Below are 12,570 nucleotides of genomic sequence, written 5' to 3'. Positions count from 1 at the left end.
TCAAGCCTCGTTTTCATCCACGTAATCAGCACCCAGAACCCCGTCGCCGCCTTCGTCATCATCCACGTAATCACTGCCGTCATTGCTGTCATCGCCGTTTGCCGCCAGAGCTGCCCCCTGTTGGCCGGTAATTCGGTAATGACGATGCTGCAGGTAAGCATCACGCAGGAAAGCGTAAGGATCGAGCGCTTCATTCATCAGGCGTTCGGTTTCAAAGAGTTGTGAGCGTAAATCAACATAACGCAGGCCAATTAAACCATAAATCACCGCGTCATTGCCGATGTAGGGGTAGGGGGTTATCACGGTGTATTCAAACAGCATGCCCATGCCATCGCGAATGGTGCTTGGTCCCATCAACGGAATCATGATGAATGGTGATTTTTTATCGCCCCACTTGGCGAACGTGAGCCCCAGATCATTGCTGTGGGGCGGCAAACCAAAGCGTTTGTCAGCCACATCAAATAACCCGCCAATACCAAAGGTGGAGTTTACGATAAAACGCCAGGTGTCCTTGATCGCATAACGCCACTCCCATTGGAGCACGTCATTGGCCACCGTAGGAATCATATTGATGTTATTGTAGGCATTATTGATGCTGGCTCTTACCGGATCAGGCAGGACGGCTTTATAAAGGCGGGCTGGCGGCTTTAAAATGGTGGCGTCAAACGCATTATTAAAACGATAAATTTTGCGGTTAAGCGATTCATAAGGGTCATCTGGATTGGGACCTTTATGAAAGCAGCCTGACAGCAGTAAAGCACTTGCCAGTGTGGTGAGACTCGCAATGAAACGCATAATTTAACGGTTTTTTGAGGGAGTAAATCTGATGTTACACCAGAATCAGGGTGTAGACCACCTCAAAATTAAAATTGCATGACAAAGGTCACTGGTCCGTCGTTGCACAGGTGAACCTGCATGTCTGCTCCAAACTGGCCGCTGGCGATAAGGGAATAATGTTGTCTCGCCAGGATGAGTAATTCTTCAAACAGCATCTGCCCCTGTGAGGGAGGCGCGGCTTTGGAAAAACTGGGTCGCAATCCCTTACGGGTGTCGGCGACTAAAGTAAATTGGGGTACCAGCAGCAAGCCGCCTTCCACCTGGCGAAGGTTTAAATTCATTTTGCCCTGCTCGTCACTGAACAGGCGGTAGTTAAGGCATTTCTCAAGCATCACCGATAAGGTGGTCAGGCTGTCGGTGTTTTCAAATCCACACAGGATGAGCAGGCCGTGATTGATGGCACCGACAGTGGCGTTGTTGACATCTACCCGGGCTTCCTTCACGCGTTGAATGACGGTCAGCATGCATCAGACCCCTGACGAGCCATTTCCTTGGCGGCGCAAACCAGCGCATCAATGATGCCTGCCTCGCGATCGGAATGCCCCGCATCCCTGACAATGCTTAAATTGGACGTCGGCAGTGCGCGATGTAAATCCCAGGCGCCGGCCAATGGGCAGACCATGTCGTAACGGCCGTGGACAAGATAGGTGGGGACATGGCGGATTTTATGGGCGTTGTTTAACACCTGATTTTCTTCGATAAAATAGTGGTTGACAATGTAGTGCGACTCCAAGGTTGCCAACGCGAGGGCAAAATGCGGTTCGCTGTATTGATCGATGACGCTTAGATGCGGCTGCAGGCTGCTGCAGCGCGCTTGCCACAAGGCCCAGTTTTTAGCCGCGCTCATGCGCGCCAGTTCATTATTGCCTTGGAGGCATTCCGCATAATACTGGGGAATTTCCGAGCGCCTGTCTATGGGCACGATGCTTAGGAACTCTTGCCAGTAGTCGGGATAAATGAGGCTGGCACCTTGTTGATAAAACCAGGCCACGTCGCGGGGCCGGCCTAAAAAAATACGATGCAGCAGTAAACCGCCGATTTGCTGAGGGTAAAGCTCGGCATAAAGCAGCGCCAGCAGAGCGCCCCAGCCGCCGCCAAAGAGCATAAAGCGGTTAATGCCCAAATGGGTGCGGATTGTATCGATGTCATCCAGCAGGTCCTGAGTGGTGTTGTCCCTGATTTCAGAATGCGGCGCGGAACGTCCGCAACCGCGCTGGTCAAAAATAATGATGCGATAAACCTGTGGATCAAAAAAACGGCGTAAGTAGGCACTTCCACCGGCGCCTGGACCGGGGTGAAGCACCATCACGGGTAACCCTTCGGGGTTGCCGGTTTCTTCAAGGTACAGGGTATGACGGGAGTTAACGGCCAGTTCATGCCGTTTGTAGGGTTGTATTGCTGGATATAAAGTATGCATAGACGACTCGGGTATTTTTATTAATCTTATACCTCAGCTTTGCCACTTGGCAAAGATTCGCAGGGAATTTATTTGCCGTAGGCCCGTTTGCCGTCCAAGCTGGCGTTTGACTGCTAAATTTAACATAATAACGCCTTTCTTTTGTTGGAAGTGAAATCAATGACCGTGGATGCTTTACTGAAAGGCCTGAATGACAGACAACGACAGGCGGTTGTTGCGCCTTTGGGTAATACTCTGGTACTCGCCGGTGCCGGGAGCGGTAAAACGCGGGTCCTGGTCAGTCGCATAGCCTGGCTCATTCAGGAACATCATTTCTCTCCCCATTCCATCCTGGCGGTTACCTTTACCAACAAGGCCGCTGGGGAAATGAAGGCGCGTTTAAGCCATTTGCTGCCGGTGTCTCTGGCGGGATTCTGGGTCGGAACGTTCCATGGGTTGTGTCACCGGATTTTGCGCCGGCATCATCAGGATGCCCGTTTGCCTGCTGAGTTTCATATTCTTGACAGTGAAGACCAGGCGCGTGTGATTAAACGAGTTATCGCCGCGCTGAATCTCGATGACGATCAATGGCCTGTCAAGCAGGCCCAGGCATTCATCAACAGCAGGAAAGACGAGGGACTTCGCCCGCAGCACATCCATGCGCAATCATTCGGACCTACACGTACCTTAATCCAGATTTATCAGGCCTATGAGCAGGCCTGCCAGACGGCCGGCGTGGTGGATTTTGCCGAATTGCTTCTGCGTACGCATGAGCTTCTGCGCGACAACCCGCACATTTTGCAACACTATCAGCACCGTTTCCGCGCCATTCTGGTGGATGAATTTCAGGATACCAACACCATTCAATACGCCTGGATCCGTCTGCTGGCAGGGCAGGGCGCCTCCGTCATGGCCGTGGGAGATGATGACCAATCCATTTACGGCTGGCGGGGTGCCAAAGTTGAAAACATTCAGCAATTCTCACAGGACTTTCACGACACGCTGGTTGTTCGTCTCGAACAGAATTACCGCTCAACCGCCACTATCCTTGATGCCGCCAATGCGTTGATTAACAATAACCTGTCCCGCATGGGCAAGGAATTATGGACCGAAGGCAGCGCCGGCGAAAAAATCATGGTCTATGCCGCGTTTAACGAACTGGACGAAGCCCGGTTTATCAGCGAGCGCATTCAGATGGCTATTCACGATGGGCGCAGCGCGGACGAGATTGCCATCCTCTATCGTTCCAATGCCCAGTCGCGAGTCATTGAGGAAGCCTTGTTAAGGGCGGGAATTGCTTATCGTATTTATGGCGGCGTGCGCTTTTTTGAGCGGGCAGAAATTAAAGACACCCTGGCTTACCTGCGCTTACTGGCAAACCCGGATGACGATACCGCCTTTGAACGCGTAGTGAATTTCCCCACGCGGGGCATTGGTGAAAAGACGCTGGATGAGTTGCGGCAGCTGGCCAGAAGCCGTCAAGGGTCGCTCTGGCAGGCAGCGGGCGAATTGCTGGCTCAGGGTGGATTGCCGCAACGAGCCGCATCGGCTTTGGAAAAATTCATGCATCTAATCCGTGGCTTACAGGCTAAAATACAATACCTGGAGCTGGATGAGCAGATTGCCGACGTGATTAACGGCAGTGGTTTGTACGCGCATTTCTCCAAAATCAAGGGCGATAAATCCGAATCGCGTCTCGACAACCTGCAGGAATTGATTAACGCGGCCAAACAGTTTCGTTATGAGCAGGATGTCGATGAAGAATTCCCTGTGCTGGTTGCTTTCCTGGCCCATGCTTCGCTGGAGGCCGGCGAAATGCAGGCGGCAGAACATGAGCGTTACGTGCACTTAATGACCCTGCATGCTGCCAAGGGGCTGGAATTTCCCATGGTGTTTCTCGCTGGCATGGAAGAAGGGGTATTTCCCGGCAAGCAATCCATCGAAGAGCCCGGCCGTCTGGAAGAGGAGCGCCGCCTGTGTTATGTCGGAATGACGCGCGCCATGGAGAAACTCATGCTTTCCTATGCGGAAGTCCGGCGTCAGTATGGGCGGGAAGAATACCATCGCCCATCCCGTTTTCTCCGCGAGCTGCCCGCTGAATTGCTGGATGAAGTCAGGGTGAAGGCTCATTACCAGTCTGCGCCCTCCGCATCACCCAAGTCGTCTTCCGTTGCAGCGGTAGCGGCCAATGAGGCGGGATTGAAACTCGGGCAGAATGTTTCGCATGCGAAATTCGGTCAAGGGGTTGTGGTGTCTGTGGAGGGCAGCGGCGCGCATACGCGCGTGCAGATTAAATTTGCCGATCACGGCGTGAAATGGCTGGTATTAGCCTATGCCAATTTAACCCTTACTGAAAATTGTTCTTTTTAGGTTTACAGGAGAATGATGCACGGATGCATCCCTGGGCTTGAATTTCAGGCCATCCGATGCTACGGTTCGTGTGGCGAAAAATAAATGACGTCGCCTGGGTTTTGAGTTTATTACATCAATTAAGGGGAATTACGTGAAGCTTAAAAGTCTAATGACTGCCGGTGCACTCCTGGCTGCAGTCGCATCACCCGTTGTAATGGCCGCTGATAACACCATGTCAGATGACCAGAAAAAAGCCATTGAAAAAGTGGTGCATGATTATCTGGTCAATAATCCCGAAGTGTTGCTGGAAGCGTCTAAAGCCTTACAGGAAAAACAACAGGCCAGCATGCAGCAACAGGCTCAGGCCGCTATCCTTGAAAATGCCTCGCAGTTATTCAGCGATAAAATGACTGTTTTAGGCAATCCAAAAGGCAATGTGACACTGGTTGAGTTTTTTGATTACCAGTGCATTCACTGTAAAAAAATGGCGCCCATTGTTGCCGGCCTGATTAAGAAAGACAGCAACCTGCGCGTGGTGTTCAAGGAATTCCCCATTTTCGGCAGCAGTTCCGACATGGCTTCACGCGCGGCACTGGCAGCCGCTTTGCAGGGCAAATACCAACCCATGCATGAAGCGCTGCTCAAGCAGGAAGGCCGTCTGAATGAGAAAATCATTATGGACACGGCGAAATCCGTCGGCCTGGACATGACCAAATTTAAAAAGGACATGGACAGTGAGGCTGTCAAAGACGCCTTGAGTGCGAACCGTGATCTGGCTGAAAAACTGCGACTCATGGGTACGCCTGCGTTCATTATTGCGTCAACACCGGCGGGTCAATTCAAAACCGGAACCACGCCGGCGTTTATCCCGGGTGCTGCCAGCGAACAGGCGCTGCAGGATCTGATTAAAAAAGCCTCTTCCAGTTAATGCTTTTTTCCGGCAGATTGCCTGACAGTCTGCCGGAAATCCTTCGTCCACTCAGTGCCATCGGAATTTCAGGATGCCAATCAGTTAGTTGAGAACACTATGACAAAACCCAGTACTTTCCAGGATATTATTCTGACGTTGCAACAATTCTGGGCAGCAAGAGGCTGCGTAATATTGCAACCCCTGGACATGGAAGTCGGTGCCGGAACCTTTCATCCCGCGACCTTTCTTCGGGCGATTGGACCTGAACCCTGGTCTGCAGCGTATGTGCAACCGTCGCGGCGGCCTGCGGATGGGCGCTATGGCGAAAATCCAAATCGGGTACAACATTACTACCAGTTTCAAGTGATTTTAAAACCATCGCCGTTGGATATTCAGGACAAATACCTTGATTCCCTGCGAGCTCTCGGGGTTGATCCTCTGGCTGATGATATCCGTTTTGTCGAGGACAACTGGGAATCGCCAACGCTCGGGGCCTGGGGTCTCGGTTGGGAGGTCTGGCAAAACGGCATGGAAGTGTCGCAGTTTACCTATTTTCAACAGGTGGGAGGACTCCCCTGCAAGCCTGTGACCGGCGAGTTGACTTATGGTCTCGAACGTTTGGCCATGTACGTGTTAGGGGTCGATAATCTTTTTGATTTGCCCTGGGCACATACCGCACAAGGGCTTGTCACCTACGGTGACGTGTTTCATCAGAATGAAGTGGAAATGTCGGCGTTCAACTTTGAGCATGCCAACGTGGACGCGTTGTTTCAACAATTTGATTATTATGAACAGGAAGCCGAAAAACTGATTGCTCTGAATTTACCGTTGCCTGCCTATGAAATGGTGATGAAAGCCTCGCATGCCTTTAATCTTCTCGATGCGCGGCGCGCCATTTCGGTGACGGAAAGGCAACGTTACATTTTACGGGTGAGGCAACTTTCCAGAGCGGTAGCCCAGGCTTATTATCAGGCGCGCGAAACCCTGGGTTTCCCCATGCTGAAGGTGTCACATGAAGTTGAATGATTTTTTATTTGAAATAGGGTGTGAAGAATTACCCTTTGCAGCGGTTAAAAATCTGGCCTCTGCGCTGGCTGATAACGTCAAGGCGGCTTGCGATAAGGCGCAGCTGACGTATCAAGCGATCCATCCCTTTGCCAGTCCCCGGCGTCTGGCGTTGCTCATTACCCAATTGCCGCAAGAGCAACCGGAACAACAGTTATCGCGTCGCGGACCTGCCCTCAGCGCTGCCTACGACAATCAGGGGCAGCCGACCAAAGCCCTGTTGGGTTTTGCTAAATTCTGTGGTGTGGATGTCAGTGAGTTGACTGTGCTTAAAACCGACAAAGGTGAATGGTTGGTGCATGACACCGTCGTCAAAGGGGCTAAAACCAAAGACCTGTTGCCGGAATTAATAAACCAGGCTGTTGCCGCACTGCCCATCGCCAAACCCATGCGCTGGGGGGATGGCGAGGTGGAATTTGCACGACCAGTCCATTGGATAGTCATGCTTTTTGGTGACGAGGTGATTCCTTGCACTGTATTGGGTGTGCCGGCGGGACAAACGACTTACGGTCACCGTTTCCATCACCCTGAAGCCATTCAGTTAACGAAGCCAGATACCTACGAAGAAACACTGGCTAAGGCTCTGGTTATTGTGGACCCTGAAAAACGGCGCCAGCAGATCAAGACCGACGTCGAGGCGCTGGCGACAAAACTTGAGGCTAAAGCCATCATGTCGGATTCGCTGCTGGATGAAGTGGCTGCCATTGTCGAATGGCCTATGCCCTTGTTGGCCAGCTTTGCTCCTGAGTTTTTACAGGTGCCGCCGGAAGCCTTGATTGCATCGATGCAATCGCATCAGAAATGCTTTGCTCTGGCAGACAACACGGGGAAACTGTTGCCGCACTTTGTTGCGGTCGCCAATATCAACAGCAGTAATCCCTCGCAGGTGATAGCCGGTAATGAAAAAGTCATGCGTGCCCGCTTAAGCGATGCGGCATTCTTTTTCGAGCAGGATAAAAAGCAGGCCTTGAGTCAGCGCAGGGCGGCAACGGAAAAAGTCGTTTTTCAGGCACGCTTGGGTACGCTGGCTGACAAGGCGCAGCGCATTCAGTTGCTGATAAACAATCTCATTACGCCATTGCAGTTAAATGAGTCGCAGGCTCATCGAGCAGCCGAACTCAGTAAATGCGATTTAATGACAGGCATGGTCGGTGAATTTCCGGAATTGCAGGGATTAATGGGGTATTATTACGCTTTGCATGATGGCGAAGATCGTGACGTGGCCGTGGCTTTAAACGAACAATACCTGCCGCGTTTCTCGGGGGATGCCTTACCGGCCACACCCCTGGGTCTTGCCTTGTCGCTTGCTGATCGTCTGGACACGTTGATAGGTATTTTTGCCATTGGACAAAAGCCCTCGGGCGTCAAAGATCCATTTAAATTACGCCGCCATGCCCTGGCTGTCGTTCGTCTGTTGCTGTCTACGCCTGCACGCATTTCCCTGCAGGAATCAATCAACCAAAGCAAAGAGGCGTATGGGGATGTGATTAACCAGGATGAAGAAAGCCTCAATGAAATCAAAGGCTTTATTCTCGAGCGTCTGCAATCCTTTTATCAAGGCATGGGTATTTCTGCCGATTTGGTGCAGGCGGTGAAGACACGTCAGGATGACTGGTTGTATGATTTTGATCGCCGTGTCACGGCCTTGGCTGATTTTGTCACCCGGCCGGAAGCGTCCGTGTTGAGTGCTGCGTGCAAGCGAGTGAATAACATACTGCAACAGGCAGAACCCATGACAGCCGACATGACGCTGACGATTGCCTTGTTGGAAGATGGCGCTGAGCAAGCGCTTTACAGCCATTTGAATCAGATTGAAGACCAGATTAAGCCACTGTATCAGCAGGGCGATTACAGTGCCATTCTGAATCAGCTCGCTCGCTTGCGGGAACCGGTCGATGCCTTTTTTGATCAGGTTATGGTGATGGTTGAGGATAAGCAAATCCGCATGAATCGCCTGCATCTGTTAAAACAACTGCAAACGGTGTTACAAGGCGTTGCCGATATTTCACTGTTGCAATTGCCTGGCAGCAGCAACGCATGAAGAAACGCATCATTTTGGACAGGGATGGCATCATTAACCTGGATTCACTGCACTACATCAAGTCGGTGAATGAATTTATTCCTATCCCGGAAAGCCTGAATGCCATTGCCCGTTTAACACGGGCAGGGTATCAAATCGGTGTGGCCACCAATCAATCGGGTGTGTCGCGCGGCTACTACAGCCAAGAGGAGTTACTGGCCATCCACGCCAAAATGGTGACGGCAGTACGTGAGGCGGGCGGGGACATTCTGGCGATTGAATACTGCATCCACCTGCCTGATTCCGGCTGCAGTTGCCGCAAGCCCCAACCGGGTATGTTGCTGAAACTGGCCGATTATTTCCAATGCAGGCCTGATGATTTAGTATTTGTCGGTGATCGGGTGTCGGATATTCAGGCCGCGCAAGCAGTGGGTGCGACGCCTATCATGGTCCTGTCGCCCATGACAGATCGTGCGTTGTTAATGCAGTACCCGGAGGTTCCTGTGTACCCTTCGCTGGCGGCTTTTGTGGATGAATTCCTTGTCCAATCCCATGCATAACCTCGCCATAGGCTACGAGGAAGAGACCTTGCTTGTGCAGGCGCAGGCGCTGGCGGCGTCATTGCATTTACCCCTTGATAATCAAGCTTCCAATCGGTTGGTGCTCACTCCTGAGCGACTGGAATTGCGCATTCAGGGTTTTAAACCCCAGTATGCGGATTTCAGCAGCAGGTTTTGGCAGAGACGGCGGGATGCCGGTAAGCAACAGGGATTGGTGAAAGCCTGCAAACCTGTTGCGGGCATGCGCCTGCTTGATGTGACCGCAGGATGGGGGCGTGACGCGGCCATATTGGCGAGTTTTGGCGCTGACGTCTACATGCTGGAGCGCAATGCCGTGATGGCTGCTTTGCTGATGGATGCCTTGGCGCGTCGTGATCCGCGCTCTCGAGAGGTGTTGCATTTGCACATTCAGCATCAGGATGCTCATCAGTATCTGAATGAATTGACAGAATCGGAGTACCCCGACGTTATTTACATGGATCCCATGCACCCGCCGCGCGACAAATCGGCGTTGGTCAAAAAAGACATGCAGATTTTGCAGCAACTGATAGGAGAAGATAACGACGCCCTGGCTTTATTGACTCTGGCAAAACGCAGGGTCAGGCAGCGGGTGGTGGTCAAGTGGCCGCAGCATGCTGAGCCGTTGGCCAAGCCTTCTCGGCGCATTGAAGGTAAAACGGTACGGTTTGATATTTATTTGCCCTAACCTAAGGCTGAGATTAGGGGGTGTGGCTTCCTGGGGTAATCGCAGTGCAATACCTCTCTCTCATCGGAGAGAGAGGGGTACTGTCAAACGTAATTGTACTCGGCCAATTCTTCCCGCAGGCGCTTTTCTTCAGCCAATTCCTCAATACGGCGACGTCTTTCCAATTTGGTACTGGGACTGCTTTCAATAAGGATAGCATCAGGATTATCACTGAAATCGTCTACCTCGGTCTCAAAATCATCAAAAGTTTGTGAACTCATTGCATTCTCCATTGCTGAGTGTGATTGTCTAGGAGAGGTAATCCAGAGACTGGACACAGAAGACAACCGAATCCATTTATGACGAGTAAGGCATCAGAAACAAAGTAACAGAATTCCACTGCCAGGAACAGTGGAATTTTTTAGTCAACACCCGTTGTCAGGGGGCAAGGAGCTGTTGCTGCTGTTGTTGCTGCTGCTGGGCTTCTGCTCGTTCCTGCGCTTCGGCAATTTTAGTTATTCTGTCTTTGAAGTCGCGTGTAGCTTCCGGGCCGGATGCGCGTTTAACGTACTCTTCACGGCGTTGATTGTCGGTAACGGCTTTATCCTCCATCCGCTTCAAGCGGTTAGGATACTCAGCGAACAATTCATTCGCTTTTTTCGCTTCGCCATTGACATTGATAGTGATTTTATCCGGCGGAAAACCGGCTTTGAGCGCGCCTTCGTAAGCTTTGCGGGCGAGATCCATCACGTGTTTATTGTCCGGCTCGCCTTTGCTGTTGGTTTGATAGGATTTATAATTGACATCCATGACAATGGAATCGTGACCGCAGGCCCGTACGGCCGCGGCAATGGTGGTCATGTCGCCAAGTACTTTGTCCTCGGAACCGTAGTAATAAGTCAACCCCCACTTGGGTAAAGTCATTGTCAGTACGGTTTCAGATTTGTTGTCTTTGCCTTTTTGTTCTTCAATGTTAATTTGACGACCGGTATAACTTAAAAAGCCCTTTAAATCTTCCACGCGCACGTTTTTAAACGTTGCCAGGCCCTTGTTGGCATCAATACCGACGTGAATGGCGGTGGCTTCCTGAGTTTTACGGTTTTTTTCTGCCAGAGCGTCGATGGCAGCCTTATTTTGCTTGTTGCGGTACAGGTCGGCTAAAAAGGAAATGCGGAAATATTCATCCTGAGAGGCTTTATAGAGCTTGTCCATATCCCCTTTGACCGCTTTTTCAAATTTATCGAGATCCTCTCCCTGGCGCTTTTTAAGGGCGTCAGTCATCTCTTTTTGAACGTCAGGAAGGTCGACATCCGTTATAGCCAGGCTTGTTTTTAAATTATTGACAAAGGTATCGTCTTTAAAAAGGGCTTCAAGCCTGTTCAATTCCAGCTGATGCTGCGCTTTAATGGCTTTGGTCGCCTCGCTTTGCAGTTTATGCAATTCAGAGCCCACGGCTTCGGGGTTAAAACTGGCAGATTGGGCATTGTTTTTTGCCAGATTCTTGGGAAGATTGTCCGTGACAATGGCATTAAGTGCCTTGGCTTGGCGGTTAAATGCCTTGATGGCGTCGGACAGGTTCTGGTCTGCTTTGAGTGCGTCTTCGAGTTGCGTTTTAACCGCAGTCACTTCGGGTGTTGCGGCATTCAGTTTTTCATCCAGCGTGGAGCCGTTGGGTAATTTGAGTTTGCCAAAGTCCGTGACTTTTTGCATTCTGGACTGGGAAAATGCATCAAAAGCGCCAATGCCGGTTAATCCGGCATTGAAGTTGACGCTATCGCTGTACATTTCAAAATAGACTTCTTCAGCGCGTGGTCCGAAATGCTTGACAAGCTCTTTTTCAGCATTCAGGTAATTGCGCAATTTTCCAAAAGGAACAAAGGTCGGCAATGGCATAATCTCTTCCGCGTTTTAATCCATATAAAAATTATATCAGTTAAAGCTTAACTGATGATTAATTTTTTTCATCCCAGGCTGGGATCGCCGCATCACCAAACAATTCCCTGGCTTTTTCCTTGACTGCATTGGAGTTCATGGCTTTGACAAATTGTTCCAATTGGTTTCGTTTGTCGCTGTCACGGCGGATGACAATCAGGTTGGCGTAAGGAGAATCCTCGCTTTCCAGAAAGAGGGCATCACGCGACGGACTAAGACCGGCGGGAACTGCAAAATTGGTATTGATCACGGCGGCATCGACATCACTCAGGACGCGAGGCAATTGCGCCGCATCCAGTTCTTTGATTTGCAGGTGTTTGGGATTGGAAGCAATGTCATCGGTGGTTGCCGTGGCGGTATGTTTCAGCGTAATCAGCCTGGCTTTTTGCAGAAGGATTAACGCACGGGCCTCGTTGCTGGGATCGTTGGGAATGGCGATAATGGCATTCTTGGGCAGTTTTTTCAATGACTTGTATTTGGACGAATAGATGCCCGTGGGGTAAACAAAGGTTTTGCCAATTGCTTCCAGGTTATAACCGTGCGCTTTGATGGCAGCCTGCAGATAAGGTAAATGCTGGTACACGTTGGCATCGAGACTGCCGTCCTGCAGGGCCTCATTAGGCAGGTTATAGTCATTAAATTCTACAATTTTAATGGTCAGGCCATAATCCTTAAGCGCCTGCTCTTTGGCCACGTCAACCAGATCGGTTTCCGGTCCGGCAATGGTGCCAATGGTTAAGGTGTTGGGTGAGGGTTTGTTGCAGGCGGCTAAACCCACGGCCAGAATCAGAATACTCAATAAACGCATGACAA

At 50.9% G+C, this 12,570-nt stretch carries 12 protein-coding genes; 6 read left to right on the top strand and 6 right to left on the bottom strand.

The genetic code is table 11. The features are described 5' to 3' along the window. The 3 genes from GH742_RS11530 to pip all read right to left on the bottom strand — a co-directional run bounded on the left by GH742_RS11530 (position 1) and on the right by pip (position 2,254). A complete protein-coding gene (locus GH742_RS11530; RefSeq protein ID WP_203455093.1) occupies positions 1–795 on the bottom strand; it encodes a VacJ family lipoprotein in 795 nt (264 codons plus the stop codon). Between the two features lie 68 nt (positions 796–863). Beyond that, on the bottom strand, positions 864–1,301 hold the full coding sequence (dtd, locus tag GH742_RS11525) for a D-aminoacyl-tRNA deacylase (protein ID WP_203455092.1): 438 nt from the start codon (positions 1,299–1,301) through the stop codon (positions 864–866). Further along, on the bottom strand, positions 1,295–2,254 hold the full coding sequence (pip, locus tag GH742_RS11520) for a prolyl aminopeptidase (protein ID WP_203455091.1): 960 nt from the start codon (positions 2,252–2,254) through the stop codon (positions 1,295–1,297). The genes dtd and pip overlap by 7 nt, the downstream gene beginning before the upstream one ends. Positions 2,255–2,413: 159 nt before the next feature. On the opposite strand from pip, the gene uvrD reads away from it, so the two are divergent. The 6 genes from uvrD to GH742_RS11490 all read left to right on the top strand — a co-directional run bounded on the left by uvrD (position 2,414) and on the right by GH742_RS11490 (position 9,846). Further along, positions 2,414–4,603 (top strand): DNA helicase II, encoded by a 2,190-nt coding sequence (uvrD, locus tag GH742_RS11515; protein ID WP_203456932.1) that lies wholly within the window; start codon positions 2,414–2,416, stop codon positions 4,601–4,603. A gap of 133 nt (positions 4,604–4,736) precedes the next feature. Continuing rightward, positions 4,737–5,513, top strand: coding sequence for a DsbA family protein (locus GH742_RS11510; RefSeq protein ID WP_203455090.1), 777 nt, complete (start codon positions 4,737–4,739; stop codon positions 5,511–5,513). Positions 5,514–5,612: 99 nt separating this feature from the next. Next, positions 5,613–6,521 carry a glycine--tRNA ligase subunit alpha gene (glyQ, locus tag GH742_RS11505; protein ID WP_108290571.1) on the top strand — a complete coding sequence of 303 codons (909 nt, stop codon included), beginning with the start codon at positions 5,613–5,615 and terminating at the stop codon, positions 6,519–6,521. After that, positions 6,508–8,601: a glycine--tRNA ligase subunit beta gene (glyS, locus tag GH742_RS11500; protein WP_203455089.1), complete on the top strand. Its 2,094-nt coding sequence runs from the start codon at positions 6,508–6,510 to the stop codon at positions 8,599–8,601. Before glyQ ends, glyS begins: the two co-directional genes overlap by 14 nt. Then, positions 8,598–9,140, top strand: a complete 543-nt coding sequence (gene gmhB, locus GH742_RS11495; protein WP_203455088.1) for a D-glycero-beta-D-manno-heptose 1,7-bisphosphate 7-phosphatase — start codon at positions 8,598–8,600, stop codon at positions 9,138–9,140. The genes glyS and gmhB overlap by 4 nt, the downstream gene beginning before the upstream one ends. Continuing rightward, entirely contained in the window at positions 9,112–9,846 is a 735-nt protein-coding gene (locus tag GH742_RS11490) for a class I SAM-dependent methyltransferase (protein ID WP_370569481.1), read from the top strand. Before gmhB ends, GH742_RS11490 begins: the two co-directional genes overlap by 29 nt. Positions 9,847–9,929: 83 nt before the next feature. Here the strand turns inward: GH742_RS11490 and GH742_RS11485 are convergent, their stop codons facing one another. The 3 genes from GH742_RS11485 to GH742_RS11475 form a co-directional block, all read right to left on the bottom strand. Beyond that, on the bottom strand, positions 9,930–10,106 hold the full coding sequence (locus GH742_RS11485) for a PA3496 family putative envelope integrity protein (RefSeq protein ID WP_164480554.1): 177 nt from the start codon (positions 10,104–10,106) through the stop codon (positions 9,930–9,932). A gap of 157 nt (positions 10,107–10,263) precedes the next feature. Continuing rightward, on the bottom strand, positions 10,264–11,718 hold the full coding sequence (locus GH742_RS11480) for a hypothetical protein (RefSeq protein ID WP_203455087.1): 1,455 nt from the start codon (positions 11,716–11,718) through the stop codon (positions 10,264–10,266). A 58-nt stretch (positions 11,719–11,776) separates the two neighbouring features. Continuing rightward, positions 11,777–12,565, bottom strand: coding sequence for a MetQ/NlpA family ABC transporter substrate-binding protein (locus tag GH742_RS11475; RefSeq protein ID WP_203455086.1), 789 nt, complete (start codon positions 12,563–12,565; stop codon positions 11,777–11,779). Positions 12,566–12,570 lie beyond the last annotated feature (5 nt).

The sequence above is a fragment of the Legionella sp. MW5194 genome (assembly GCF_016864235.1).
Lineage (GTDB): Bacteria > Pseudomonadota > Gammaproteobacteria > Legionellales > Legionellaceae > Legionella_C.
This window is presented reverse-complemented; position numbering and strand designations above follow the sequence as displayed.

Coding starts and splice junctions, on each gene's coding strand:
- glyS (WP_203455089.1), top strand. CDS start 6,508: ATGAAGTTGAATGATTTTTTATTTGAAATAGGGTGTGAAGAATTACCC.
- GH742_RS11485 (WP_164480554.1), bottom strand. CDS start 10,106: ATGAGTTCACAAACTTTTGATGATTTTGAGACCGAGGTAGACGATTTC.
- gmhB (WP_203455088.1), top strand. CDS start 8,598: ATGAAGAAACGCATCATTTTGGACAGGGATGGCATCATTAACCTGGAT.
- GH742_RS11490 (WP_370569481.1), top strand. CDS start 9,112: ATGAATTCCTTGTCCAATCCCATGCATAACCTCGCCATAGGCTACGAG.
- glyQ (WP_108290571.1), top strand. CDS start 5,613: ATGACAAAACCCAGTACTTTCCAGGATATTATTCTGACGTTGCAACAA.
- GH742_RS11530 (WP_203455093.1), bottom strand. CDS start 795: ATGCGTTTCATTGCGAGTCTCACCACACTGGCAAGTGCTTTACTGCTG.
- GH742_RS11480 (WP_203455087.1), bottom strand. CDS start 11,718: ATGCCATTGCCGACCTTTGTTCCTTTTGGAAAATTGCGCAATTACCTG.
- GH742_RS11475 (WP_203455086.1), bottom strand. CDS start 12,565: ATGCGTTTATTGAGTATTCTGATTCTGGCCGTGGGTTTAGCCGCCTGC.
- pip (WP_203455091.1), bottom strand. CDS start 2,254: ATGCATACTTTATATCCAGCAATACAACCCTACAAACGGCATGAACTG.
- uvrD (WP_203456932.1), top strand. CDS start 2,414: ATGACCGTGGATGCTTTACTGAAAGGCCTGAATGACAGACAACGACAG.
- dtd (WP_203455092.1), bottom strand. CDS start 1,301: ATGCTGACCGTCATTCAACGCGTGAAGGAAGCCCGGGTAGATGTCAAC.